Source organism: Streptomyces sp. NPDC042638 (assembly GCF_040647235.1).
In the GTDB taxonomy this organism is placed as follows: domain Bacteria; phylum Actinomycetota; class Actinomycetes; order Streptomycetales; family Streptomycetaceae; genus Streptomyces; species Streptomyces rameus.
On the sequence record NZ_JBEZBT010000034.1, the window covers coordinates 59,057 to 84,671 of the forward strand.

General features: G+C 71.7%; 24 protein-coding genes. 10 read left to right on the top strand and 14 right to left on the bottom strand.

Annotation, left to right across the window (positions count from 1 at the left end; translation table 11 throughout):
* Positions 1-49: 49 nt before the first annotated feature.
* Entirely contained in the window at positions 50-670 is a 621-nt protein-coding gene (locus AB0B40_RS25020) for a heme-copper oxidase subunit III (protein ID WP_161298032.1), read from the bottom strand.
* Between the two features lie 154 nt (positions 671-824).
* Between AB0B40_RS25020 and AB0B40_RS25025 the strand changes: the two genes are divergently transcribed.
* Positions 825-1,226, top strand: coding sequence for a hypothetical protein (locus AB0B40_RS25025; protein ID WP_345050269.1), 402 nt, complete (start codon positions 825-827; stop codon positions 1,224-1,226).
* An 80-nt stretch (positions 1,227-1,306) separates the two neighbouring features.
* Here AB0B40_RS25025 and AB0B40_RS25030 read toward each other — a convergent pair whose 3' ends face one another.
* The 4 genes from AB0B40_RS25030 to coxB all read right to left on the bottom strand — a co-directional run bounded on the left by AB0B40_RS25030 (position 1,307) and on the right by coxB (position 5,822).
* Positions 1,307-2,569: an Ig-like domain-containing protein gene (locus AB0B40_RS25030; RefSeq protein ID WP_345050266.1), complete on the bottom strand. Its 1,263-nt coding sequence runs from the start codon at positions 2,567-2,569 to the stop codon at positions 1,307-1,309.
* Positions 2,570-2,734: 165 nt separating this feature from the next.
* A complete protein-coding gene (locus tag AB0B40_RS25035) occupies positions 2,735-3,133 on the bottom strand; it encodes a cytochrome c oxidase subunit 4 (RefSeq protein ID WP_345050263.1) in 399 nt (132 codons plus the stop codon).
* Positions 3,130-4,863, bottom strand: coding sequence for a cytochrome c oxidase subunit I (ctaD, locus tag AB0B40_RS25040; protein ID WP_345050261.1), 1,734 nt, complete (start codon positions 4,861-4,863; stop codon positions 3,130-3,132). Before ctaD ends, AB0B40_RS25035 begins: the two co-directional genes overlap by 4 nt.
* Complete coding sequence (gene coxB, locus AB0B40_RS25045; protein WP_345050258.1) at positions 4,860-5,822, bottom strand: cytochrome c oxidase subunit II; 963 nt, start codon at positions 5,820-5,822, stop codon at positions 4,860-4,862. The genes ctaD and coxB overlap by 4 nt, the downstream gene beginning before the upstream one ends.
* Before the next feature lie 278 nt (positions 5,823-6,100).
* Here coxB and AB0B40_RS25050 point away from each other — a divergent pair, with 278 nt between their 5' ends.
* Positions 6,101-7,477: an aminotransferase class V-fold PLP-dependent enzyme gene (locus tag AB0B40_RS25050; RefSeq protein WP_362265656.1), complete on the top strand. Its 1,377-nt coding sequence runs from the start codon at positions 6,101-6,103 to the stop codon at positions 7,475-7,477.
* Positions 7,478-7,525: 48 nt separating this feature from the next.
* Here the strand turns inward: AB0B40_RS25050 and AB0B40_RS25055 are convergent, their stop codons facing one another.
* Positions 7,526-8,500, bottom strand: coding sequence for a carbohydrate kinase family protein (locus tag AB0B40_RS25055; protein WP_345050248.1), 975 nt, complete (start codon positions 8,498-8,500; stop codon positions 7,526-7,528).
* A gap of 130 nt (positions 8,501-8,630) precedes the next feature.
* On the opposite strand from AB0B40_RS25055, the gene AB0B40_RS25060 reads away from it, so the two are divergent.
* Positions 8,631-8,840, top strand: a complete 210-nt coding sequence (locus AB0B40_RS25060; RefSeq protein ID WP_345050244.1) for a hypothetical protein — start codon at positions 8,631-8,633, stop codon at positions 8,838-8,840.
* Positions 8,841-8,940: 100 nt separating this feature from the next.
* Entirely contained in the window at positions 8,941-10,509 is a 1,569-nt protein-coding gene (locus AB0B40_RS25065) for a hypothetical protein (protein WP_362265658.1), read from the top strand.
* Between the two features lie 99 nt (positions 10,510-10,608).
* Here the strand turns inward: AB0B40_RS25065 and AB0B40_RS25070 are convergent, their stop codons facing one another.
* Entirely contained in the window at positions 10,609-10,965 is a 357-nt protein-coding gene (locus AB0B40_RS25070) for an iron-sulfur cluster assembly accessory protein (protein ID WP_023551351.1), read from the bottom strand.
* A 264-nt stretch (positions 10,966-11,229) separates the two neighbouring features.
* Between AB0B40_RS25070 and nadA the strand changes: the two genes are divergently transcribed.
* The gene (nadA, locus tag AB0B40_RS25075) at positions 11,230-12,414 is read left to right on the top strand and encodes a quinolinate synthase NadA (RefSeq protein WP_345060814.1); all 1,185 of its coding nucleotides are present in this window, start codon (positions 11,230-11,232) and stop codon (positions 12,412-12,414) included.
* 165 nt (positions 12,415-12,579) lie between these two features.
* Here nadA and AB0B40_RS25080 read toward each other — a convergent pair whose 3' ends face one another.
* The 5 genes from AB0B40_RS25080 to AB0B40_RS25100 form a co-directional block, all read right to left on the bottom strand.
* The gene (locus AB0B40_RS25080; protein WP_362265662.1) at positions 12,580-15,681 is read right to left on the bottom strand and encodes an efflux RND transporter permease subunit; all 3,102 of its coding nucleotides are present in this window, start codon (positions 15,679-15,681) and stop codon (positions 12,580-12,582) included.
* Positions 15,682-15,837: 156 nt separating this feature from the next.
* On the bottom strand, positions 15,838-16,515 hold the full coding sequence (locus AB0B40_RS25085; RefSeq protein ID WP_345060810.1) for a response regulator transcription factor: 678 nt from the start codon (positions 16,513-16,515) through the stop codon (positions 15,838-15,840).
* Positions 16,512-17,729: a sensor histidine kinase gene (locus tag AB0B40_RS25090; RefSeq protein WP_362265664.1), complete on the bottom strand. Its 1,218-nt coding sequence runs from the start codon at positions 17,727-17,729 to the stop codon at positions 16,512-16,514. The genes AB0B40_RS25085 and AB0B40_RS25090 overlap by 4 nt, the downstream gene beginning before the upstream one ends.
* A gap of 139 nt (positions 17,730-17,868) precedes the next feature.
* Complete coding sequence (locus AB0B40_RS25095; protein WP_345060806.1) at positions 17,869-18,147, bottom strand: hypothetical protein; 279 nt, start codon at positions 18,145-18,147, stop codon at positions 17,869-17,871.
* A 33-nt stretch (positions 18,148-18,180) separates the two neighbouring features.
* The gene (locus AB0B40_RS25100; RefSeq protein WP_362265666.1) at positions 18,181-18,972 is read right to left on the bottom strand and encodes a PspA/IM30 family protein; all 792 of its coding nucleotides are present in this window, start codon (positions 18,970-18,972) and stop codon (positions 18,181-18,183) included.
* A 242-nt stretch (positions 18,973-19,214) separates the two neighbouring features.
* Here AB0B40_RS25100 and AB0B40_RS25105 point away from each other — a divergent pair, with 242 nt between their 5' ends.
* From AB0B40_RS25105 to AB0B40_RS25115, 3 genes are all read left to right on the top strand, one after another.
* Positions 19,215-19,844, top strand: coding sequence for a DUF3043 domain-containing protein (locus AB0B40_RS25105; protein ID WP_345060802.1), 630 nt, complete (start codon positions 19,215-19,217; stop codon positions 19,842-19,844).
* An 83-nt stretch (positions 19,845-19,927) separates the two neighbouring features.
* Positions 19,928-20,629 carry a methyltransferase domain-containing protein gene (locus AB0B40_RS25110; RefSeq protein WP_345060800.1) on the top strand — a complete coding sequence of 234 codons (702 nt, stop codon included), beginning with the start codon at positions 19,928-19,930 and terminating at the stop codon, positions 20,627-20,629.
* Positions 20,630-20,685: 56 nt separating this feature from the next.
* Positions 20,686-21,768 carry a trypsin-like peptidase domain-containing protein gene (locus AB0B40_RS25115; RefSeq protein ID WP_362265669.1) on the top strand — a complete coding sequence of 361 codons (1,083 nt, stop codon included), beginning with the start codon at positions 20,686-20,688 and terminating at the stop codon, positions 21,766-21,768.
* A gap of 34 nt (positions 21,769-21,802) precedes the next feature.
* Here AB0B40_RS25115 and AB0B40_RS25120 read toward each other — a convergent pair whose 3' ends face one another.
* On the bottom strand, positions 21,803-22,012 hold the full coding sequence (locus AB0B40_RS25120; RefSeq protein WP_362265670.1) for a hypothetical protein: 210 nt from the start codon (positions 22,010-22,012) through the stop codon (positions 21,803-21,805).
* Positions 22,013-22,091: 79 nt separating this feature from the next.
* On the opposite strand from AB0B40_RS25120, the gene AB0B40_RS25125 reads away from it, so the two are divergent.
* Positions 22,092-23,294, top strand: coding sequence for a bifunctional adenosylcobinamide kinase/adenosylcobinamide-phosphate guanylyltransferase (locus tag AB0B40_RS25125; RefSeq protein ID WP_345060794.1), 1,203 nt, complete (start codon positions 22,092-22,094; stop codon positions 23,292-23,294).
* A gap of 8 nt (positions 23,295-23,302) precedes the next feature.
* On the opposite strand, the gene AB0B40_RS25130 is transcribed toward AB0B40_RS25125, so the two are convergent.
* Positions 23,303-24,322 carry a class I SAM-dependent methyltransferase gene (locus AB0B40_RS25130; RefSeq protein WP_362265672.1) on the bottom strand — a complete coding sequence of 340 codons (1,020 nt, stop codon included), beginning with the start codon at positions 24,320-24,322 and terminating at the stop codon, positions 23,303-23,305.
* Positions 24,323-24,455: 133 nt separating this feature from the next.
* Here AB0B40_RS25130 and cobT point away from each other — a divergent pair.
* A partial coding sequence (gene cobT, locus AB0B40_RS25135) for a nicotinate-nucleotide--dimethylbenzimidazole phosphoribosyltransferase (protein WP_362265674.1) occupies positions 24,456-25,615 on the top strand: 1,160 nt, incomplete at its 3' end.

A 25,615-nucleotide genomic window follows, 5' to 3' on the forward strand; every position in this document is an offset into this window, starting at 1 on the left:
GTCAGGATCTTCTGCGTCGGTGCTTCTGGATGTGCGGGAGCGGTCCCGGCTACTTGATCAGGTAGATCGTGGCGAAGAGGCCGATCCAGACGACATCGACGAAGTGCCAGTAGTAGGACACGACGATGGCGGCGGTCGCCTGCTCGTGAGTGAACCTCTTGGCCATGTAGGTGCGGCCGAGGACCAGCAGGAAGGCGATGAGACCGCCCGTCACGTGCAGGCCGTGGAAGCCGGTGGTCAGGTAGAACACCGAGCCGTACGGGTCCGAGGACAGCGAGATGCCGTCCTTCTTCACCAGCTCCGTGTACTCGTAGATCTGACCGCCGATGAAGATCGCACCCATGATGAAGGTGAGGATGAACCAGCCACGGAGCTTCTTCACATCGCCGCGTTCGGCAGCGAACACGCCGAGCTGGCAGGTGAGGGAGGAGAGCACCAGGATCGTGGTGTTCGTCGCGGAGAAGGGCACGTTGAGCGCGTGCGCCATCTCCTTCCAGTGATCCGGTCCGGTCACCGACCGGAGGGTGAAGTACATCGCGAAGAGGGCCGCGAAGAACATCAGCTCGGAACTCAGCCAGATGATGGTTCCGACGCTGGTGAGGTTCGGTCGGTTGACCGACGGGTGCGCGTGCCCGGTATCTACTGTCGTTGCTGTCGCCACGACCGACATTATGTCGGTCGCTTATCTCGCGCTCACTCCGGGGGGTGCCGTTCGGAGTGTTGCCGCCCGCCGAACCGGTGCTGACGTGGTGTTCATGGGAGTAACATCCGCCCAAACGGCCCTGTCCGTCCCGTCCGTACGACGCCGACGTCCCGGAGGAACAATGCAGCCGACCGCCACGGTGCTGGTCTACAGCGACGACTCCAACACCCGCGAGCAAGTACGGCTGGCCGCAGGGCGCCGTCCCGCTCCGGACGTCCCGCTGGTGGAGTTCGTGGAGTGTGCGACTCCCGAGGCGGTGCTGCGGGAGCTGGACAAGGGGGGCATCGACGTCTGCGTGCTGGACGGCGAGGCCGTGCCGATGGGCGGCATGGGCGTGTGCCGGCAGATCAAGGACGAGGTGTTCGACTGCCCGCCGGTGCTGTTGCTGATGGGCCGGCCGCAGGACGCCTGGCTGGCCACGTGGAGCCGCGCCGACGCCGCTGTGACGCTGCCGGTGGACCCCGCCGAGTTCGCCTCCGCGCTGGCTTCCCTGCTGCGCCGCAAGAGGCTGCTGAGCGCCTAGGACCCCGGGGCGCGGGGCGGTGGCGCGAGCGCGGCCCGCAGGGCCGTTCCCGCGCGGTTCCCCGCGCCCCTCCAGGGCGCTCACACGGCCGTCGGCTGGAGGCGTACCGCGTCTCCCGGCGCCGGGCCGTCCGGGGTGCCGCCGCTCAGGGCGCTGCCCGTACGCCACTTGGTCCAGTCGACGTTCCAGTCGCCGAACCCGTTGCCGAAGGGCTCCATGGGGTCGCCGGCGGAGTTGACGACCTTGACGATGTCGCCCTCGCGGACGTTGTCGAAGAACCACTCGGCGTTGGACGTGCTCATGCCGGTGCAGCCGTGGCTGACGTTCTCGTATCCCTGGGATCCGACGGACCAGGGCGCGGCGTGCACGTACTCGCCGGACCAGGTGACCCGGGTGGCGTAGTAGACCGGCAGGTCGTAGGAGTCGGAGCTGCCCTCGGCGATACCGACGGTGGCGCCGCGCATCCGTACGAAGTACTGCTTCTCCAGGACGACCTTGACCCCGTTGCGGGTCTCGAAGCCGGGCTTGCCGGTGGTGACGGGGATCTGCTCGATCTGCCGGCCGTTCTTGTAGTACGTGAGCTGGTGCGCGGCGGCGTCCGTCACGACCTCGACCCGGTCGCCCGTGGTGAGCTTCAGCGCCTTGGACCTGCCGCCCCACAGCCGGTCGCTGATCTTCACCCCGTCCAGGTTGCTGTGCACCTGGATGGTCGCGTGGGCCGGCCAGTACTCCTTGGGGCGGTAGTGCAGTTCCTTGTCGCTCACCCAGTACCAGGAGCCCGGCACGGCCGGCACGGAGTCCACCCTCAGGGCACGCTCTACGACGGCGCGCTGCGCCTTGTCCTTGACGGGCTGGTCGAGTTGGGCCGTGACGGGCTGTCCGACGCCGTACGTGCCCGAAGCCGGCCCGAAGGTGACGCCCAGCGTCTTCTTGCTGGTGGGCTTGCTGGTGTCGAACGCGAGGACCTTGCGGCCGGGTGCGCCGTCCTCGTCCTCGGTACTCACGGTGACCGTGTAGTGGGCGTTGGCGGCCAGCGGGGAGGTGCTGTGCCAGCGGCTGCCGTCGGCGGCGAGTTCGCCCGTCACGTACCGCCCGGTGGAGTCCTGGGCGGTGACGTCCGTGATGCGGCCGTCACCGCTGTTGGCGGTGACCTCCAGGGGCTTGTCCGGATCGGCTCGCTTGCCTGCCTCGGTGGGACCGTTGAAGGAGATCAGGTCCGCTGCGTCGTACGGCCTGGCCGACAGGGGGTTGCCGTCCGAACCGCAAGCGGTGACGCCCGCACCGAGGGCGGTCACCAGCAGGGTGCAGCTGACGACAGTGCGGGTCCGCGCAATGTGGCTCATATGATCACGCTATGAGATGGAGAGCTTACCGGCGCGGTGGGTAACTCGTACGAGCGAACGGCGTTCCGGCAAAGGACGGACCCGCCCGGCGTTCGCCGGTGAACGCCGGGAGCCCGGGCCCTTTCCGTCAGGAAGGGCCCGGGCTCCCGGTGCGTTCGGTGCGCCCTACTGGGTGCGGTTCTCGCCGTGGTAGTACTCGAACACCCAGCCGAACAGGCCGATCACGATGAACGGCGCGGAGAAGTAGATCAGCCACCAGCCGACCGCGATGCTGAGGAAGGCGATCGCACCGCCGAAGCCCAGCATGAGCGGCTGCCAGCTGTGCGGGCTGAAGAAGCCCAGCTCGCCCGCGTCGTCCGCGACATCGGCCTCCTTGTCGTCCTGGGCGCCGGCGTCGACCCGCCGGGCGGTGAAGCCCAGGTAGAAGCCGATCATGACGCTCAGACCGAAGGCCAGGAAGAGCGCGGTGGTGCCGGCCGGCTCCTTCGACCACACGCCATACACGATGGCCATGATCAGGATGAAGGCGCTCAGCCAGATGAACATCCGACCCTGGATCTTCACTTGCCGGACTCCTTGCTGCCAGCGACGGCGGTGGCGGGACCGACGTTCTCAAGCTGTTCGAGCGCGGCGATCTCAGGGTGGTGCAGGTCGAACGCCGGGGATTCGCTGCGGATCCGCGGCAGGGTGAGGAAGTTGTGCCGCGGCGGCGGGCAGGAGGTCGCCCACTCCAGCGAGCGGCTGTAGCCCCACGGGTCGTCCACGCCGACCGGCTTGCCGTACTTGGCCGTCTTCCAGACGTTGTAGAGGAACGGCAGGATCGACAGGCCGAGCAGGAAGGAGCTGATGGTCGACACCGTGTTCAGCGCGGTGAAGCCGTCGGCCGCCAGGTAGTCGGCGTACCGGCGCGGCATGCCCTCGGCACCCAGCCAGTGCTGCACCAGGAAGGTGCCGTGGAAGCCGACGAACAGCGTCCAGAAGGTGATCTTGCCGAGCCGCTCGTCCAGCATCTTGCCCGTCATCTTCGGCCACCAGAAGTGGAAGCCGGAGAACATCGCGAAGACGACCGTACCGAAGACCACGTAGTGGAAGTGGGCCACCACGAAGTACGAGTCGGAGACGTGGAAGTCCATCGGCGGCGAGGCCAGGATGACACCGGTCAGACCACCGAACGTGAAGGTGATCAGGAAGCCGATGGCCCACAGCATCGGTGTCTCGAAGGACAGCGAGCCCTTCCACATGGTGGCGATCCAGTTGAAGATCTTCACACCGGTCGGCACCGCGATCAGGAAGGTCATGAAGGAGAAGAACGGCAGCAGCACACCACCGGTGACGTACATGTGGTGCGCCCACACCGTCACCGACAGGCCGGCGATCGCGATGGTCGCCGCGATCAGGTTCATGTAACCGAAGATCGGACGACGGCTGAAGACCGGGATGACCTCGCTGATGATGCCGAAGAACGGCAGGGCGATGATGTACACCTCCGGATGGCCGAAGAACCAGAAGAGGTGCTGCCAGAGGAGCGCGCCGCCGTTGGCCGGATCGAAGACGTGGGCGCCGAACTTCCGGTCCGCCTCCAGGGCGAACAGCGCGGCGGCCAGGACCGGGAAGGCCAGCAGGACCAGGACACCGGTCAGCAGCACGTTCCAGGTGAACACCGGCATGCGGAACATCGTCATGCCCGGAGCGCGCATGCAGATGATCGTGGTGATGAAGTTGACCGCGCCGAGGATGGTGCCGAAGCCCGAGAGGGCCAGACCCATGATCCACATGTCGGCGCCGACGCCCGGGCTGCGGACCGCGTCCGACAGCGGAGAGTAAGCGAACCAGCCGAAGTCGGCCGCGCCCTGCGGGGTGAGGAAACCGCCCACCGCGATGCTCGAGCCGAACAGGTACAGCCAGTAGGCGAACATGTTCAGCCGCGGGAACGCCACATCGGGCGCGCCGATCTGCAGCGGCATGATCCAGTTCGCGAAGCCGGCGAACAGGGGCGTCGCGAACATCAGCAGCATGATCGTGCCGTGCATCGTGAACGCCTGGTTGAACTGCTCGTTCGACATGAACTGCAGTCCCGGCCGGGCCAGCTCGGCGCGCATGAGCAGCGCCATGACGCCGCCGATCAGGAAGAACGCGAACGACGTCGAGAGGTACATCGTCCCGATCGTCTTGTGGTCGGTGGTCGTCAGCCACTTCACCACGACATTGCCGGGCTGCTTGCGCCTTACCGGCAGCTCGTCCGCGTACGAGCCTTCAGCTGCCGCGGCACCCTGGGGTTCGTTGAGGATGCTCACAGGTTGTTCGTCTCCCGGTTCTTCTCGTGGCTCGTCTGCGCGATGCCGGCGGGAATGTAACCGGTCTGCCCCTTCTTGGCGAGGTCCTTGAGGTGCTGCGCGTAACGCTCGGGGGAGACCACCTTCACGTTGAACAGCATCCGGGAGTGGTCGACGCCGCAGAGCTCGGCGCACTTGCCGAGGAAGGTGCCCTCCTTGTTGGGGGTCACCTGGAAGGCGTTGGTGTGGCCCGGGATGACGTCCTGCTTCATGAGGAACGGCACCACCCAGAAGGAGTGGATGACGTCACGCGAGGTCAGGACGAAGCGGACCGTCTTGCCCTTGGGGAGCCAGAGCGTCGGACCGGGGTTGTTCGTCTGCGGGTTCCGCGTGCCGGGCGTGCCGACGTCGTAGACGCCGCCGGCGTTCGCCGGGAATTCCTTCTTGAACCGGTCCGGAATCGCGTCCAGGTTCTTGTCGGTCTTCGCGTCGCCGGTGGAACCGGGCACGTTCTCGACGTAGTTGAAGCCCCAGCTCCACTGGAAGCCGACCACGTTGACCGTGACGTCGGGCTTCTTGTCAGTGAGGCTGAGCAGCTTCGACTCGTCCCGGGCCGTGAAGTAGAAGAGCACCGAGATGATGATGATCGGGACCACCGTGTACAGGGCCTCGATCGGCATGTTGTACCGGGTCTGCGTAGGGACCTCGACCTTGGTGCGGCTGCGCCGGTGGAAGAGGGCACTCCACAGGATCAGGCCCCACACCAGCACGCCGACGGCGAGCGCGGCAGCCCAGGAGCCCTGCCACAGGGAGAGGATCCGCGGAGCCTCTTCCGTGGTCGGGGTGGGCATGCCAAGGCGGGGGAAGTCCTTGTATGTGCAACCGGTTGCGGTCGCCAGGACCAGGCCCGCGGTCAGTGCCTGCAGCAGCTTCCGCCGCATCGGGCGCCGCGGCGAGCGGTCGGAGCCGTTGGGACTCACGTAGCGCCTTCCCGAGAGTCTCGCCCGCGCGGTCGGCTGCGGCCTTCTCGCTGGTCGGTCGCCGCCCTGCGTCGGGCAGGGGTTTGGATGTTTATGCGGACCAAACCCTAGCCGACGCTCTCGGGGGGTTCGCGGGGAGGGGGGCATACGCGCTACGGGTCACCCGAAAGCGCCCAGCAGCTCGGGTGGATTCGGTGTGTTTGGGGCCGCGCGCCGCCCGTGGCGGGCCGCGCGGTTCCCCCGCTCCCGACCGCGTGCAGAAGCTTTAACGTAGCCCTGTGCCCTACTTCGACGCCGCTTCCGCCGCCCCTCTGCACCCCGTGGCCCGTCAGGCGTGGTCGGCCTCCCTGGACGAGGGCTGGGCCGACCCCGCCCGGCTCTACCGGGAGGGCCGCAAGGCGCGGTTGCTGCTCGACGCCGCGCGGGAGGCGGCTGCCGAGGCGGTCGGCTGCCGGGCCGACGAGCTGGTGTTCACCCCGTCGGGGACCCGGGCCGTACACAGCGGGATCCAGGGGGCGTTGGCCGGCCGGCGCCGGGCCGGACGCCACCTGATCGTGTCGTCGGTCGAACACTCCTCCGTACTCCATTCGGCGGAGGCGTTCGAGGCCGACGGCGGAACGGTCACCCAGGTGGCCGTCGGCCGGACGGGAGCCGTCACCGCGCCGGCGTACGAGGCCGCGCTCCGCCCCGACACCGCCCTGGCGTGCCTGCAGTCGGCCAACCACGAGGTGGGCACCGTGCAGCCGGTGGCCGAGGTGGCGGAGGTGTGCCGGGCGGCCGGGGTGCCGCTGCTGGTGGACGCGGCGCAGTCGCTGGGCTGGGGACCGGTCGAGGGCGACTGGTCGCTGCTGGCGGCCAGCGCGCACAAGTGGGGCGGCCCGCCCGGGGTCGGGCTGCTCGTCGTACGCAAGGGGGTGCGGTTCGCCGCCCAAGGGCCGGTGGACGAGCGTGAGTCGGGCCGGGCGCCCGGTTTCGAGAACATCCCGGCGATCGTGGCGGCCGCGGCCTCGCTGCGCGCGGTACGGGCCGAGGCGGCCCAGGAGGCGGTACGCCTGCGGGAGCTGACGGAGCGGATCCGGGTCCGGGTGCCGCAGCTGGTGCCGGACGTGGAGGTGGTCGGCGACCCCGGGCGCCGGCTGCCCGGGATCGTCACCTTCTCCTGCCTCTACGTCGACGGCGAGGCGCTCCTGCACGAGCTGGACCGGGCGGGCTTCTCGGTCTCCTCCGGCTCCTCCTGCACGAGCAGCACGCTGACCCCCAGCCATGTGCTGAAGGCGATGGGGGTGCTGAGCGAGGGCAACGTACGGGTGTCCCTGCCGCCGGGCACGGCGGAGGCGGACGTGGAGCGGTTCCTGGAGGTGCTGCCGGGCGCCGTGGCCGGCGTCCGGGAGAAGCTGGGGGCGCCCGCGCCGGCCGTCCGGGCGCACGTCGGGGAACTCCTCGTCGACTCCCTCGGCAAGCGCTGCCCGATCCCGGTCATCGAGCTGGCCAGGGTCATCGGGGACGTGCCGGTGGGCGGGACCGTCCGGGTCCTCTCCGACGACGCGGCGGCCCGCCTGGACATCCCGGCGTGGTGCGAAATGCGGGGGCAGGAGTACGTCGGGGAGGAGCCGGCGGAGCGCGGTACGGCGTATCTGGTCCGACGGCTGTCCTGAGGCGCGGCAGGGGCGCCCCAGGGGGCGGCCGGACGGCCGCCGGCGCCCTCAGCTGAGGTGGGTCTGCACCTCTTCGGCGGCCGAGTCCCCGTACGCCTTGGTGAACCGCTGCATGAAGTGCCCCCGCCGCAGCTGGTACTCCTGCGTGCCCACGGTCTCGATGACGAGCGTCGCCAGCATGCAGCCCACCTGGGCGGCGCGCTCCAGCGAGACGCCCCAGGCCAGTCCGGACAGGAACCCGGCGCGGAAGGCGTCGCCGACACCCGTGGGGTCGGCCTTGCGCTCCTCCTCCGGGCAGCCGACCTCGATCGGGTCCTCGCCGCTCCGCTCGATGCGCACACCCCGCGAACCGAGGGTGGTGACCCGGTGGCCGACCCTGGCCAGGATCTCGGCGTCGCTCCAGCCGGTCTTGGTCTCGATCAGGCCCTTCTCGTACTCGTTGGAGAAGAGGTAGGTCGCCCCGTCCAGCAGTATCCGGATCTCCTCGCCCTCCATCCGGGCGATCTGCTGGGAGAAGTCGGCGGCGAAGGGGATCCGCCGGGAGCGGCACTCCTCGGTGTGACGGAGCATCGCCTCCGGGTCGTCGGCGCCGATGAGGACCAGGTCGAGGCCGCCCACGCGGTCGGCGACGGTCTTCAGCTCGATCAGGCGGGCCTCGCTCATCGCGCCCGTGTAGAAGGAGCCGATCTGGTTGTGGTCGGCGTCGGTGGTGCACACGAAGCGGGCCGTGTGCAGGGTCTCGGAGATGCGGACCGATTCGGTGTCCACACCGTGCCGGTCGAGCCAGGCCCGGTACTCGTCGAAGTCGGAGCCGGCGGCGCCGACCAGGATCGGACCGGTGCCGAGCTGGCCCATGCCGAAGGCGATGTTGGCGCCGACGCCGCCGCGGCGGACGTCGAGGTTGTCGACCAGGAAGGAGAGCGAAACCGTGTGCAGCTGGTCCGCGACGAACTGGTCGGCGAAACGGCCGGGGAAGGTCATGAGGTGGTCGGTGGCGATGGAGCCGGTGACTGCGATGCGCACGACGGGGACTCTCCTGCGGGAGGCGGGATTGACAGTTCACGCTACCCGGTCCGAAGCCGCCACTGAAGCTGGCAAAACTACCCGATAGTAGATCTTTCTTCGCAGCCCGTACCGTGCCTACGGTTCGGTCATGACCAACCTCGAGGCCAACCCTTCCGCCCCGGCCGAGCCCGACGGCGGCCTCGCCTCCCTGCGCGGCGACTGCGCCCGGATGGTTCCGCACTGGGCGGCTCCGGCGCACTCCGAGGCCCGGCCGGTGTCCCCCTCCCGCATCCACGGGGTGAGCGTGCCGGCGCGGTCGGCCCGGCTGCTGGACGCGATGTCGGACTACGGCGACTGACGCGCGGGGCGCGCTCCCGGGAACCGTGCGCCCCCCTCCCGCGTCCCATCGGCGTCCCCGCGCAGGGGGCGCGGGACACGAGTCGGCGAGGAGCGATGCGGTGAACACCGAGCGGCCTGAGAACTCCGGGAACGCGGAGGTTCCGGAGGCATCCGAGGAGCGTACGGCCACGGACGCGGGCGGCCGGGCCGTACGGCGGCGGTCACCCGTCGTCGTCGGGTCCGTGGCCGCCGCGGTGCTGCTGGTCGGCGGCGGCGGTGCCGTCCTCGCCGCGAGCAGCGGCACGGGCGGCGGCGGTGGCGGCCCGGCCGCGTCCGGCGGGGGCGCCGCTCCCCCGCCGCTGGTGCTGGACGGCCGGCCGGACGGGGGCACCGGCGCGATCGCCCCGGGCGAGCCCGACCCCTACGGCGCCCGGTACGTGGCGCGGGGCGAGCTGCCGGACGGACCCGGCTCGGCGGCGGTGTACGAGCCGGGCGCCCGGGTGGGCCGGGAGCAGGTGGCCCGGCTGGCGAAGGCGCTCGGCATGGACGGGACGCCGGTGGCCCAGGGGCGCACCTGGCGGGTCGGCGGCAAGGACGGCTCCGGACCGCGCCTGCTGGTGAACCGGGACGCGCCGGGCAGCTGGACCTACAGCCGGTACGCGCCCGGCACCGACGACTGCCGCAAGGTGACCGTCTGCGCGCACGACCCGGGCGCCCCGGCCGGCGCCCCGGTGAGCGTGGCCGCGGCCGAGCGGGCGGCGGCACCGGTGCTGAGGGCGGCGGGACTGGAGGGCGCGAAGACCGACGCGAGCCGGGTCCTGGGGGCCCAGCGGGCGGTCGACGCCGACCCGGTGGTGGGCGGGCTGCCCACGTACGGCTGGACGACCGGCCTGACCGTGGGCCGCGAGGGCGAACTGGTCGGCGGGTACGGGCTGCTGGGCGCGCCGGTGAAGGGCGACACCTATCCCGTGCTGAACGCGGCCAGGACGCTGACGCTGATGAACAGGGCGGCGGGAGACGGCCACCGAATGGGGATCGGCGGGTGCGCGAGCCCGGTACCGCTGAAGGACCGGCTGGAGCAGCCGTGCGGCGCGTCCACGGGAGCGCCGAAGGCGACGCCGGGGCCGGCCGGGAACACGGTCACGGTCGACAGGGCGGTGTTCGGGCTGGCCGCGCACTCCGTCGCCGGGCGGCAGACGCTGGTGCCGTCCTGGCTGTTCCGGGTGCGGGGGGCCGCGTCGGGCGGCGATTTCACGGTGACGTATCCGGCGGTGGACCCGGAGTACCTGGGCTCGTCGTCCGCACCCTCGTCGTCCGCACCCTCAGCACCCGTACCCTCGTCGTCCGCACCCCCGGAGCCCCGGGCCTCCGGGGCCCCCGGCAAGAGCCGCGACGTGCGGGTGGACGCCTACACGGCCGACGGGCGGACCCTGAACGTGAGCTTCTTCGGCGGGGTGTGCGCCGACTACCGGGCGCGGGCACAAGAGAGCGGCGACCGGGTGACCGTGACGGTCACCGAGACGCCCTGGCCGGACAGGGTGTGCGTACTGATGGCCGTGGAGTACGTGAAGACCGTACGGCTGGACGCGCCGCTGGACGGGCGGACGGTGGTCGGATCGGACGGCAGGGCGGTGCGGAGGGCGGAGCCGGGCACGCTCAGGCCGGACGCGTCGGCACAGCCGCGCTGACCCGCCCGGACGGACAGAAGGCGGCGGCCCCCGGGGAGGGGACCGCCGCCTTCGTCGAAACCGTCAGGCCGTCGGACCTCGGTCCGCCGGCCGAGCCCGTCAGCTGAAGGAGTCGCCGCAGGCGCAGGAGCCGGTCGCGTTGGGGTTGTCGATCGTGAAGCCCTGCTTCTCGATCGTGTCCACGAAGTCGACGGTGGCGCCGCCCAGGTACGGAGCGCTCATGCGGTCCGTGACGACCTTGACCCCGCCGAAGTCCTTCTCCACGTCGCCGTCGAGCGAGCGCTCGTCGAAGAAGAGCTGGTAGCGCAGGCCGGAGCAGCCGCCGGGCTGGACGGCGACGCGCAGCGCGAGGTCGTCACGGCCTTCCTGGTCGAGCAGGGCCTTCACCTTGGCCGCGGCGGCGTCGGTCAGGATGATGCCGTCGGTGACGGTGGTGGTCTCGTCCGATACGGACATCTACATCTCTCCCGGGTTGTACGGAGACTGCTTGCCGACGAGTGCAACCGGCGTTTCCGCGGATTCATTCCGGGCCGGGCATTCGCGTTGTCGCGTTGTTTCTTCCTTCCTCATGCTCGCACATGCCCCGTCGGGCGGACAGCGAGCCGCGGAGGGCCCTCGGCGGGATTCACGTCACACGGACGTTATGGCCATCGTCAAAGTGACGTGAAGCGGTTATGATAGATAGCGTCAGTTAGACGAAAAGTAGAAAGGGTGCGTGTCGTGACCACCGCCCAGACCCCGGAGCTCGACGTGCAGCCGACTCCGCTCGCCCTGTTGCTGCTCGGCCGTGAGGCCGACCCGAAGAGCGAGCGGGGCGTCGAGTGCCCCGGTGACCTGCCGTCGCCGTCCGATCCCGACCTGGTGGCGCGCGCCCGCGCGGCCAAGGAGAAGCTCGGCGACAAGGTCTTCGTGCTCGGCCACCACTACCAGCGCGACGAGGTCATCCAGTTCGCCGACGTCACGGGCGACTCCTTCAAGCTGGCCCGGGACGCCGCCGCCCGCCCGGAGGCCGAGTACATCGTCTTCTGCGGTGTGCACTTCATGGCCGAGTCCGCGGACATCCTGACGTCCGACGACCAGAAGGTCGTCCTGCCCGACCTCGCCGCCGGCTGCTCCATGGCCGACATGGCGACGGCCGAGCAGGTCGCCGAGTGCTGGGACGTGCTGACCGAGGCGGGCGTCGCCGGGCAGGTCGTGCCGGTGTCGTACATGAACTCCTCCGCCGACATCAAGGCCTTCACCGGCAAACACGGCGGCACCATCTGCACCTCCTCCAACGCCAAGCGGGCCCTGGACTGGGCCTTCGAGCAGGGCGAGAAGGTGCTCTTCCTGCCCGACCAGCACCTGGGCCGCAACACCGCCGTCCGGGACATGGGCATGTCCCTGGACGACTGCGTGGTCTACAACCCGCACAAGCCGAACGGCGGCCTCACGGCGGACGAGCTGCGCGCCGCGAAGATGATCCTGTGGCGCGGCCACTGCTCGGTCCACGGCCGGTTCAGCCTGGACTCGGTGAACGACGTCCGCGCACGCATCCCCGGCGTGAACGTCCTGGTGCACCCCGAGTGCCGGCACGAGGTGGTGGCCGCCGCGGACCACGTCGGCTCGACCGAGTACATCATCAAGGCCCTCGAAGCCGCCCCGGCCGGTTCCAAGTGGGCCATCGGCACCGAGCTGAACCTGGTCCGCCGCCTGGCGAACCGTTTCGCCCCCGAGGGCAAGGAGGTCGTCTTCCTCGACAGGACGGTCTGCTTCTGCTCGACCATGAACCGCATCGACCTGCCCCACCTGGTCTGGGCCCTGGAGTCCCTGGCCGAGGGCAACCTGGTCAACCGGATCGAGGTCGACAAGGAGACGGAGGCGTTCGCCAAGCTGGCGCTGGAGCGGATGCTGGCGCTGCCGTAGCACTCCGGTCATGGCCGAGGCCCGGCCCCCTGGTGAGGGGGCCGGGCCTCGGTGTGTTCGACACCCCGCCGGGCCGCCGCCGGTCGAGACACCCTCCGGGTCCCGGTGCGTTCAGACGCCCGCCGGGTCCCGGTGCGTTCAGACGCCCGCCGGGTCCCGGTGCGTTCAGACACCCGCCGGTTCGCGCGTCTCCGGCTGGACGCCCTCCCGCTTGGCCGCCCGTTTCCGGGCCCGGCGCTCCTTGCGCAGCTCCAGCATCGCGTAGAGCGTGGGCACGAGGAGCAGGGTCAGCAGGGTCGAGGTGATCAGACCGCCGATGACGACCACGGCCAGGGGCTGGGCGATGAAGCCGCCCTCGCCGGTGACGCCCAGGGCCATCGGCAGCAGGGCGAAGATGGTCGCCAGCGCCGTCATCAGGATCGGCCGGAGCCGGTGCCGGCCGCCCTCGATCACGGCCTCCACCACGCCGTAGCCCTGTCCGCGGTACTGGTTGATCAGGTCGATCAGCACGATCGCGTTGGTCACCACGATGCCGATCAGCATCAGCATGCCGATCATCGCGGGCACGCCCATCGGGGTTCCGGTCGCGACCAGCAGGCCGATCGCGCCCGTCGCCGCGAAGGGGACGGAGACCAGCAGGATCAGCGGCTGGGCCAGCGAACGGAAGGTCGCGACCAGCAGCATGAAGACGATCGCGATGGCCGCCAGCATGGCCAGGCCCAGGTTCTTGAACGCGTCGTCCTGGTCCGAGCTGACCCCGCCGATCTCGGCCGTGGCGCCCGCAGGGAGCTTCAGGGCCTTGATCTTCGACTGGAGCTTTCCGCTGATCGCACCGGTGTTGTCACCCGTCGGCCTGGCGGTGACGGTGGCCGCGCGCTGCCCGTCGATACGGGTCATGGACACCGGGCCGTCCACCAGCTTCACCGTGGCGATGTCACCGAGCTTCACCGGCCCGAGGCGCAGGTTCCTGAGCTGGGCCGGCGTGGTCGCGGGGTCGGCCGAGGTCACGACGACATCGCGCTCGGTGTCATCCAGGACCGCCTTGGCCGCCGTCGTACCGCGCACGGCCTGTGCCACCGCGGCGCCCAGCTTCTGGTTGTCGAAGCCGGCCGCCGCCGCCCCGGCGTTCGCCCGGACCGAGATCCGCGGCACGCTCTGCGCCAGGTCGCTGCTGACGTCCGTGACGTGGTCGAGGCCGGCGACCGTGGAGCGGACCTGCTCCGCGGCCGTCCGCAGCACCTTCGCGTCGGACGCCTTGACCACCACGCTCAGGTCCTGGCTGCCGAAGCCGTCACCGGCCGACACGGTGGTCGTCCCGATGCCCTTCAGCTTCTTCAGGCCGTCCTCGATGTGCCGCTGGACGTCGTCGTACGACGCCGAGTCCGCCAGCATCACCTGGTACGACGCCTGGTTGGTGTCGGTGCCGCCGCCGAAGGCCGCCATGAAGCCGGAGGAGCCGACGGTGACCTGGTAGTCCCGCACGCCGTCGGTGGAGGCCAGCAGCTTCTCGACCTTCTTCGCCTGCGCGTCGGTGGCGGCCAGGCTGGTGCCGGGCCTCAGCTTCTGCTTGACGGTGAGCACCTCCTGCTCGCCCTGGTCGAAGAAGTTCGTCTTCAGCAGGCCGCCCATGCCGAACGTGACCACGAGGACGACGATCGCGATCAGCACGCTGGTGAGGCGGCGCCGGGTGGCGAACCGCAGGACGGGCACGTAGGCGCGCTGGAGGCGGCTGTTCGCTTCCTTCTCCTCGGCCTCGCGGCGGGCCTCCGCCGCGTCCTCGGGGGTGCCCTTGGGGGCGCGCAGGAACCAGTACGACAGGACCGGTACGACCGTCAGCGAGACCAGCAGGGAGGCCAGCAGGGCGGCCGTCACCGTGATGCTGAACGAGCCGAACAGGGCGCCCACCATGCCGCCGACCAGGCCGATCGGCAGGAACACGGCGACCGTGGTGAGGGTGGAGGAGGTGACCGCGCCGGCCACCTCGCGCACCGCGGTGAGGATGGCCTCCTTGCGTTCCTCGCCGTAGCCGAGGTGCCGCTTGATGTTCTCCAGGACCACGATCGAGTCGTCGACGACCCGGCCGATGGCGATGGTCAGCGCGCCCAGCGTGAGCATGTTGAGCGACAGGCCGCGGGTCCACAGCACGATCAGCGCGAGCACGACGGACAGCGGGATGGAGACCGCCGTGACGAGCGTGGAGCGGATCGAGGCGAGGAAGAGAAGGATCACCAGGACCGCGAAGAGCAGGCCGAGCGCGCCCTCCGTGGTGAGGCCCTTGATGGACTTGGACACGGCCGGGCCCTGGTCGCTGACGACCGTGAGCTTCGCGCCCCTGCCGAGATCCTGGCGCAGACCGGGCAGCTTGTCCTTGACCGCGTCGGAGATGGAGACCGCGCTGCCGTCGTGGTCCATGGTCACGTTGACGGCGAGGCTGGGCCTGCCGTCGGTGCGGGTGATGGAGTCGGCCGGGGCCGGCCGCTCCTCGACGGCGGCCACGGCACCGAGCCGTACGGGCTTCCTGCCGTCCGCACCGGTGACCATCAGGTCCTGGATCTGCCGCAGCGAGGTGAAACCGCCGCCCACCTGGACGGTGCGGTTGGCGCCGTCCTCGTCGAAGGAGCCGGCCGGCACGGTCGCGCCGCCCGCCTGCAGGGCCTGGCCGAGCGCCGCCGGGGTGAGACCCGCCCGCGCGAGCTTCGCGTCGTCGGGGGTGACGGCGACCTGGATGTCACGGACGCCCATGACCTGGACGCGGCCGACGCCGCCGATGCCCTTCAGGGCCGGCACGACCGTCGTGTCGAGCTGGTCGGCGAGGGCCTGCTGGTCCTTGTCGGAGGTGACGGCGAGGACGACCGTGGGCATGTCGTCCGTGGAGCCGGAGACGACCTGCGGGTCGACGTCGTCCGGGAGCCGGTTGCGGGCCCGGTTCACGGCCTGCTGGACGTCGGAGACGATCCGCTTGGTGTCGTTGTCGTAGTCGAAGGACGCCATGATCACGGCGTTGCCCTCACTGGCGGTGGAGGTCACCCCGGTGACACCGTCGACGGCCTGGAGGTTGTCCTCGATCGGCTCGACGACCTGCTTCTCGACCACGTCGGGCGAGGCGCCCTGGTACGGCGCGATCACCGACACCATGGGCAGGTTGATGGTGGGCAGCAGCTGCTGCTTGATCTGGGGTATCGCGATCAGCCCGAAGACGAGCGCGATGAGCGACATCAGGCCGACGAGGGCCCGTTGCCGGAGGCTGAATCTCGACAGCCAGGACATGGATGAGGGTCTCTCTTCTGGGAGCGGCAGAAGCGGCGGGGACGCCGGTGAGCGCCCACCTCACCACCCTGGGCCATGCCGGACGGCCGGTCCGTAGGCCCCAGGTCCAGTTCCTTATCCGGCCCCTACTCCCCGCGCAGTACACGCGGGTGGAGATCACTCCATCCTCGGACGTACCAGCCCCGACTCGTACGCGATCACGACGAGCTGCGCCCGGTCCCGCGCGCCCAGCTTGGCCATGGCCCGGTTGACGTGCGTCTTCACCGTCAGCGGGCTGACCGCCAGGCGCTCGGCGATCTCGTCGTTGGAGTGGCCGCCGGCGACCTGGACGAGGACCTCCCGCTCCCTGCCGGTGAGCGCGCCGAGCCGCTCGGCGCCGGCGGGGTCGAGGCGGTCGTCGTCGCCCCGGGCCAGGAAGCGGGCGATCAGGCCCTTGGTGGCGGTGGGAGACAGCAGTGCCTCACCGCCCGCCGCGACCCGGATGGCGTTCAGCAGTTCCTCCGGCTCGCTGCCCTTGCCGAGGAAGCCGGAGGCACCGGCACGCAGCGCCTGGACGACGTAGTCGTCCACCTCGAAGGTGGTCAGGATGACCACGCGGACCTGTGCGAGGGCCGGGTCGGCGCTGATCAGCCGGGTGGCGGCGAGACCGTCGGTGCCGGGCATCCGGATGTCCATGAGGACGACGTCGGGGACGTGCTCCCCGGCCAGCCGGACCGCCTCCGCACCGTCGGACGCCTCCCCCACCACCTCCATGTCGGACTCGGAGTCGACCAGTACCCGGAACGCGCTGCGCAGCAGTGCCTGGTCGTCGGCGAGCAGGACACGGATCGTCATACGGGCTCCCCCGGGACCGTCGTCGTCATGACCGGCAGGATCGCATGGACGCGGAAGCCGCCGCCGTAGCGGGGTCCGGTGGTCAGGGTGCCGCCGAGCGCGGTGACCCGCTCGCGCATCCCGAGCAGCCCGTGCCCGCCGCCGTCCTCGGGCGAGCCCGGCTTTCCGGGGCCGTCGTCGAGGACGGTGACCTCCAGGTTCGGTCCGGCGCGTACGACGCTCACCTCGGCCTCGGCCTCGGATCCCGCGTGCTTGCGCACGTTGGTCAGGGCCTCCTGGACGATCCGGTAGGCGGCCAGATCGACGGCGGCCGGGAGTTCGCCGCCCTGGTCGGCCCAGGCGACGGCCACCGGCAGACCGGCGCTGCGGAAGGTGTCGGCCAGCTCCTCCAGGCGGCTCAGGCCGGGGGCCGGCTCGGTGGGGGCCTCGGGGTCGCCGGACTGGCGGAGCAGGCCGACCGTGGCACGCAGCTCGTTCAGCGCGCTGCGGCTGGCCTCACGGACGTGCGCGAGGGCCTCCTTGGCCTGGTCGGGCCGCTTGTCCATGATGTGGGCGGCGACGCCGGCCTGCACGTTCACCAGGGCGATGTGATGGGCGACGACGTCGTGCAGATCGCGGGCGATGCGCAGCCGCTCCTCGGCGACCCGGCGGCGGGCCTCCTCCTCGCGGGTGCGTTCGGCGCGCTCCGCGCGGTCCCTGATGGCCTGGACGACCGCGCGCCTGCTGCGCACGGCGTCACCCGCGGTGGCGCCGATGCCGGTCCAGGCGAGGACGCCGAGGTTCTCCTGGGCGTACCAGGGCAGCGGACCGGCGAGCATGGCGGCGGCCGTCAGCCCGGTCATGGTGAGCAGGCCGAACCGCCAGGTGGTGCGCCGGTCGGTGGTGGCGGCGACGGTGTACAGGGCGACGACGGCGGACATGGCGACCGGGGCGCGCGGGTCGCCGGTGACCAGCTCCACCACCGAGACCGTGCCGGTGACGGCCAGGACCGCGCGGGGCCGGCGCCGGCGCAGGACGAGCGCCGCCGCGCCGATCAGCATGAGGAGGAGGCTGAGGGCGGCGGGGGTGCGGACGCCCCAGGTCACGCCGTGCTCGCCGCGGGGCACGACGAAGGACCCCACGACCATGCAGAACAGCACGCCCGCCGCGATGGCCGCGTCCAGCGCCAGCGGGTGGGCGCTGAGGCCGCACCGGGCACGTTCGAGAGTGCTCACGGAGGAACAGTACGGCGCCGTTCGCACACCGGTCAGCCACGTGCCCCCGCGCACGGGAGCGGCCACAGCCCGGACCACTCACCGGCGCCCGGCGGCAGAGGACAACAGCTGGTTCACCCCGGGCTGACCGGCGGAGGGCTCAGCCCGGGATCAGCCCCTCGTCGCTGAGCAGTTCCCGGACCTCCTCCAGGGTCGCGTCGGGCGACGGCAGGATCAGCCCGGAGGGTTCCAGGGCGTCGTCCGGCAGCGGAGTGCCGAGCCGGCGGACGGCGTCCAGGAGAGCGGTGAGCGTGCGGCGGAAGCCCGCGCCGTCACCGCTCTCCACCTCGGCCAGCAGCTCGTCGTCCAGCTTGTTCAGCTCGGCGAGGTGGGCGTCGTCCAGCCTCACCTGGCCCTCCCCCATGATCCGTACGATCACGTCGGCCTCCTCGGCTCGGGCCCCGGCGCCGGGCTACTGCTTGTCGAAGCGCGGGGTGTCCTGCGGCTGCTGCTGGGACTGCCCCTGGCCGGTGCCGCCCTCGATGGCCTGCTGCGGGGAGCCCCCGGCCAGCTCGGCCTTCATGCGCTGCAGTTCCAGCTCTACATCCGTACCACCGCTGAGCCGGTCCAGCTCGGCCTGGATGTCGTCCTTGGCCATGCCGGACTGGTCGTCCAGGGCACCGGAGGCGAGCAGCTCGTCGATGGCGCCGGCCCGGGCCTGGAGCTGGGCGGTCTTGTCCTCGGCGCGCTGGATGGCGAGGCCGACGTCGCCCATCTCCTCCGAGATGCCGGAGAACGCCTCGCCGATGCGGGTCTGGGCCTGGGCGGCGGTGTAGGTGGCCTTGATGGTCTCCTTCTTCGTGCGGAAGGCGTCCACCTTGGCCTGGAGGCGCTGGGCCGCGAGGGTGAGCTTCTCCTCCTCACCCTGCAGGGTCGCGTGCTGCGTCTCCAGGTCGGTGACCTGCTGCTGGAGGGCGGCGCGGCGGGACAGCGCCTCGCGGGCGAGGTCCTCGCGGCCGAGCGCGAGCGCCTTGCGGCCCTGGTCCTCCAGCTTGGTGGACTGCTGCTGCAGCTGGTTGAGCTGGAGTTCCAGGCGCTTGCGGCTGGTCGCCACGTCGGCGACACCGCGCCGCACCTTCTGCAGCAGCTCCAGCTGCTTCTGGTAGGAGTAATCGAGGGTCTCGCGCGGGTCCTCGGCCCGGTCAAGGGCCTTGTTCGCCTTCGCGCGGAAGATCATCCCCATACGCTTCATGACACCGCTCATGGGCTTCGCGCGCCCCCTTCTGACGGACTCCGGCTCACAGATCCTGCGACAGGACCCACAGTACGGGCCCTGTCTCCATTACCGCACTGTTCGCGGGGTGATGCGCTCATCCCCGAGGACGACTGCGGTCCGTACCGCTCCGGCGTGAGGAGTAGGTGATCCCACCGGAGTCTGTGTGTGCCCCCTTCTGTCCCCTGGAGACGTCCGGTGTTGCCGGATCGTTCCCGACCGGGCTGGGGTCCATGCGGGTGCAGCCCGTACCCTTGGGTTTTGTGTTCCGTAGCCGTGCCAAGGAAGAGAAGGCCCCGACCGCCGACAAGGCGCAGGTGACCCTCTCCAAGCAGACCCGTGACCCGCAGGCCCCCAAGGGACGGCCCACGCCCAAGCGCAGTGAGGCCCAGTCCCAGCGCCGCAGCGTCGCCAGCACCCCCACGAACCGCAAGGAGGCCTCGAAGCGCCAGCGCGAGGAGCGGCGGCAGGCCCTGGAGCGACAGCGCCAGGCGCTGGCCAGCGGCGACGAGCGCTACCTCCCGGCCCGGGACAAGGGCCCGGTCCGCAAGTTCGCCAGGAACTGGACGGACTCGCGGTTCAACGTGGCCGAGTTCTTCCTGCCGCTCGCCGTCGTGATCCTCGTGCTGAGCGTGGTGCGGGTGCCGGCGATCCAGAGCATCGCGCTGCTGCTGTGGCTGATCGTGATCGTGCTGATCGTGCTGGACGCGGGCGTCAGCGGCTTCCGGCTGAAGAAGCGGCTCAAGGAGCGCTTCCCGAACGAGAACACGCGCGGCGCGGTCGCCTACGCCCTGATGCGGTCGCTGCAGATGCGCCGGCTCCGGCTGCCCAAGCCGCAGGTCAAGCGCGGAGAGCGGCCCTGAGCGCTGACGCTTTCACCCGGGGTGCGGCCGACGCCTGGCTGCACGGGCTGGGCGGCCTGCGCGATGTCGTACGCCAGGAGCTGGTGGCCCGGCAGCTGGACGAGCAGATATCCGGGCGGTTCCCGGTCGGGCAGCGGCTTCGGGTGCTCGACGTGGGCATGGGCCAGGGCACGCAGGCGCTGCGGCTGGCCCGGCTCGGCCACCAGGTGACCGGGGTCGAGCAGGACACGACGATGATCGCCGCGGCCCGCGAGGCCGTGGCCCGGGAGCCGGAGGGCATCCGGGAGCGGGTGCGCCTGGTGCAGGGCGACGGGCGGGACACCGGTGTGCACTTCCTGCCGGGCAGCTTCGACGTGGTGCTGTGCCACGGCGTGCTGATGTACGTCGAGGAGCCCGACCCGCTGGTTGCGGGCCTGGCCCGGGTGCTGGCCCCCGGTGGTCTCCTCTCCCTCCTCGTCCGCAACGGCGACGCGCTCGCCATGCGCCCCGGGCTGTCCGGGGACTGGGCGGGCGCCCTGTCCGCCTTCGACACCACGACCTACACCAACCGCCTCGGCCTGGACGTACGGGCCGACCGGCTCACGGCTCTCGCCGCCACCCTCGACGGCATCGCCGCCCCGCTGCACGCCTGGTACGGCGTGCGGGTGTTCACGGACACCGCGGCGGACGACGCGCCGATACCGGACGACCTGGAGACGCTGCTCGCCGCCGAGGAACGGGCCGGGCGCACGGACCCCTACCGCGGGGTGGCGGCGCTGCTGCATCTGTGCGGGGTACGGGGCTGAGCCCGTTCGGGGCAACAGGGCGGGCCGGGTGATCACGGCACGGTGAGACTCGGGGCATGGACGTCAGCTCCTCCCGTACCCGCGCGTACGCCCTCCGGGCGACCGTCTCCGCCGCCGCGCTGGTGTGCTGCGCGGTCCTCGCCGCGGGCTGCTCCGGCCCCTCCGCCCAGGCGGGGCGCGACGCCCCGGCGACCACGCGGGCGGGCGCGGCGATGGCCGCGGGCGATCTGCAGGCGCAGTACCAGCGGGTCATCAAGGAGGTACTGCCGTCGGTCGTGCAGATCCAGGCGAGCCACGACCTGGGCTCCGGGGTGGTGTACGACGACAGGGGGCACATCGTCACCAACGCGCACGTGGTCGGCACGGAGAAGACCTTCCAGGTGACCACGGCCAACGACGAGGATCCGCTCACCGCGAGCCTGGTCTACTCCTACCCCGAGCAGGACCTCGCCGTGATCAAGCTGGACAGGGTGCCGGACGGGCTGAAGCCGGCGGCGTTCGGGAACTCCGAGAAGGTGGAGGTCGGGCACATCGTGCTGGCCATGGGGTCCCCGCTCGGGCTGTCGTCCAGCGTGACCGAGGGCATCGTCTCGGCGACCGGACGGACCGTCAGCGAGGGCAGCGAGGGCGGCGGTACGGGCGCGACGATCGCGAACATGGTGCAGACGTCGGCCGCGATCAACCCGGGCAACAGCGGCGGCGCCCTGGTCAACCTCGACGGACAGGTGGTCGGCATCCCGACGCTCGCCGCGGCCGACCCGGGCCTCGGGAGCGCGGCGCCCGGCATCGGGTTCGCGATCCCGGTGTCGATGGTGCGGACGGTCGCCGGCCAGATCATCAGGAACGGCAAGGTCGTCGACTCCGGGCGGGCGGCCCTCGACATCACCGCGCGGACGGTCGTGGACGACAGCTACCGGCCGGCCGGGGTGGCGGTGGTCAGCGTCCGCGGCGGCGGCGCGGCCGACCGGGCGGGCCTGCGCCCCGGCGACATCATCACCAGGCTGGGCGGCCGGCCCGTCACCACCATCACCTCGCTCGCCGAGGCACTGGCGGCGGCCCGGCCGGGCGCACGGACGCCGGTGCGGTACGTGCGCGACGGCTCCGAGGAGACGGCCGAGGTGACGCTGGGCGAGCAGTGAGGAGGAAGGCCCTCCTCACCCGCCGCCCCTCGGGTCACGCCTCGGCGTGCAGGCTCATCGGCCCGTAGATCTCGCTGCTCTCCTCGAACAGCCGCACCTGGTCGGCCCCGCCCTCCCGCAGCGCCTTCCAGTGCTCACCGACCCAGGACTCGGCGTCCCCCTGCGTGGTGAACTCCTCGGGCTGCACGGCGGGCTGGACCTCCGTGCCGTCGGCCTTCTCGAACCGCCACGTCCATGCCGTCATGTGGGCCTCCTTCGATGCGACACCTGTCGGCAGCCTAGCCGGAAGCGCAAGACCTGCTGGGACAGGCGAAAATCGGTCCGTGGAAATCACTCTGCTCGGTACCGGTTCCCCCGCGGGCCTGCCGCACCCCGACTGCTCCTGTGCCGCCTGCGCGACCGCGCTCGGGCCGGACGCACGGGCCGCGACCGCGGTGCTCGTGGACGGCGCACTCCTGCTCGACCTGACACCGGGCGCGGCGTTCGCGGCGGCGCGCGCCGGGCATTCGCTGGGCGGGGTACGGCAGGTGCTGCTGTCGCATCCGCACGACGGCCCGGCGGTGGAGGTGCCGGCCGGGCTGCCGCAGCCCGGACGGGTGCCGGACGGACGGGAGTTGGCGCTGCTCACGGGGCATCGGGTGCGGGCGGTGGCGATGGACGCGGGCGGCACCGGGTACGCGGTGACCGGGCCGGACGGGCAGCGGCTGCTGTATCTGCCGCCGGGCGGGGCGCCGGCCGGCCTGGAGGAGGCGACGGCGGAGTCGTACGACATGGTCCTGGCGGACGTCGTGGGGCGCCCCGACGCGCTCGCCCGGCTGCGCGCGGTCGGCTCGGTGGGGCCCGCGACGGACGTCCTCGCCGTCCATCTCGGCCACGACGTGCCGCCCGGCCCGGAGTTGCGGCGCCGGCTCGCGGCGGCCGGGGCGCGGGCGGTACCGGACGGTACGACCCTCATGGTGGGGGCGTACGAGGAGGTGCCGGACGTACCCCGCCGGACGCTGGTGCTGGGCGGGGCGCGCTCGGGCAAGTCGGTGGAGGCGGAGCGGCGGCTGGCGACGTTCCCGGGCGTGCTGTACGTGGCGACGGGCGGCACGCGCGGCGGGGACGGCGAGTGGGCGGCCCGGGTGGAGGCGCACCGGGAGCGGCGGCCGGGGTCGTGGCGTACGACGGAGACGACGGATCTGGTGCCGCTGCTGGCCGAGGAGGGGCCGCCGCTGCTGATCGACTGTCTCTCGCTGTGGCTGACGGACGTGATGGACTCCGTCGGGGCGTGGGACGACGCGGAGTGGGCGGGTGGCGGCGAGCAGGCGTTGCGGGAGCGGGTGCGGGAGCTGACGCGGGCGGTGCGCCGCACCCGGCGGACCGTGGTGGCCGTGTCCAACGAGGTGGGGTCGGGGATCGTCCCGGCCACCGCCTCCGGCCGCCGCTACCGGGACGAACTGGGCCGTCTGAACGCGATGTTCGCGGACCAGTGCGAGCAGGTGCTGCTGGTGGTGGCCGGGCAGGCGCTGGTGCTCAGGGGGTGAGGCCGCGGTCAGCGGGCCTCCGTACCGGCCTCCGTACGGGCCTCCTTGCGGGCCTCCTTGCGGGCCACGACCCGGTACGCGTTGGAGAACGGCGTACGGCGCAGCAGGGGTGCCAGCAGGCGGTCCAGGGCGGCGGCCAGGTCCAGCGCGGGTGTCGCCGCCAGCTGGACCACCGGGTGGGTGTGGACCAGGGCCAGGGAGAGGGCGGCTGACAGGTCGTAGGGGATGTGCGCGGTACTGCGGTCCGTGACCAGGACCGTGCAGCCCAGGTATTGGAGTTCCGCGCACAGGTTGGCCCGCGGCACCAGGTGGAGGTGGCGCGGCTGGCCGTAGGGGAGCCACCACCTGCCGAGCAGCGCGGCGAACGCGCAGCGCGGGTCGGGCACCTCGACGACCAGGTGGCCGCCGGGACGCAGGACGGTCAGCGCGGCGCGGAGTTCGGCGCGCGGGTCGGGGGCGTGCTGCAGATGGTGGAACATGGTGACGACGTCGTAGCGGGCGCGCAGCCGGGCCACGGTGCCGGGGGTCGTCAGATAGCCGCGGTGCGCCTCCTCCACGCGGCCCTCCAGCAGGGCCTGCTCGACCCTGGCCGTCGGATCCAGCCCGTCGAAACTCGTGTACGGGAAGAACTCCTTGGCCGCCTCGGGGAAGCGGGCGTGCCCCGTGCCGACGTCCAGCCAGCTCTCCGGTTCGCGCAGCGCGGACAGCCGCCACGCGGTGGCGCGGTGGCGGCGCCGGACCGCTTCGGGGGACAGGACGCGCGCGGTGAACTCCTCCAGCTGCCGTTCGTAGAAGTCCCGGTGGAAGAAGGCGAACCCTTCCGCGGTGAGCCGGGGGTTCTGGAAGGCGTGGGCGCAGTCGCCGCACTGGTCGACGGCGAACGTGCCCGGCCGGTGGCGCAGCGGGTCGGGCGCGCGCAGCCGGGTGCGCAGGCTCCGGGAGCCGCACCAGGGGCAGTCCTCGCGGCGCGGCTCCTGGAAGGGGTCGTGGGGGGTGGTGATCTGCGGGGTGAGGGGCGAGGTCGGCATGGGCGGCTCCCTGTGCGACATTCCGCGGCAAAGCGGAACGTATGGGATACCGGTCTGAGGTGCAAAGACGTCGTGGGTGTGTGGTGGCGATGTGGCGCCGGGGTGTTCGCTCACGAGCGGTACTGTTCGGCGAATGAGCAGCCTTAATCTGGACGACTTCACCGATCTGATCGAGCGCCCGGACGGGGGCGTGCGCCGTGACGCCGAAGCCCGGCGTGAGCGCCAGATCGTGCCGCCCGGGGCGCTGGGCCGCCTGGACGAGCTGGGCGAGTGGCTGGCCGCCGCGCGCGGCGAGGTGCCGGTACGACCCGTGGACCGGCCGCGTGTGGTGCTGTTCGCCGGTGACCACGGCATCGCGGAGCTGGGCGTCTCGGCGCGGCCCGCGGGCGGCGCGGAGCAGCTGGTGCGGGCGGTGCTGGAGGGCGCGAGCCCGGTGGCCGTGCTCGCGCGCCGGCTGGAGGTGCCCGTACGGGTCGTGGACATGGCCCTGGACTGCGCGCCGGACGCGTTCCCGAAGGACGTGGTGCGACACCGGGTACGGCGGGGCAGCGGCCGTATCGACGTCGAGGACGCGCTCACCGCGGACGAGGCCGAGGCCGCCCTGCGGGCCGGTGTCGCGATCGCCGACGAGGAGGCCGACTCGGGGACCGATCTCGTCGTGCTCGGCGATGTCAGCGTGGGCGGGACGACCCCGGCGGCGGTGCTGATCGCCGCGCTGTGCGGCACCGACGCGTCCGTGGTGACCGGGCGCGGCGGGCTCGCGATCGACGACCTGGCCTGGATGCGCAAGTGTGCGGCGGTCCGGGACGCGCTGCGCCGGGCGCGGCCGGTGCTCGGGGACCAGCTGCAGCTGCTGGCGGCCGTGGGCGGGGCGGACCTGGCGGCGATGACCGGGTTCCTGCTGCAGTGCGCGGTACGGAAGGTGCCGGTGCTGCTCGACGGGGTCGTGGCCGCCGCGTGCGCGCTGGTCGCCCAGCGGGTCGCGTTCCGGGCGCCGGACTGGTGGCTGGCCGGGCACGACAGCGGGGAACCGGGGCAGGCGAAGGCGCTGGACCGGATGGCCCTGGAGCCGTTGCTGCGGCAGGGGGTGAAGGTCGGCGAGGGCGTCGGCGCGCTGCTGGCGCTGCCGCTCGTGCGAAGCGCCGCCGCCCTGGCGGCGGAGCTGCCGGAGAAGCCGGAGCCCGGCAAGGAGCCGGAGCCCGAGACGGGGCCGACGGAGAAGCCGGGGCGGGCGGAGGAGCCGGGGCGGGCGGAGGAGCCGGGGCGGGCGGAGGAGCCGGGGCGGGCGGAGGA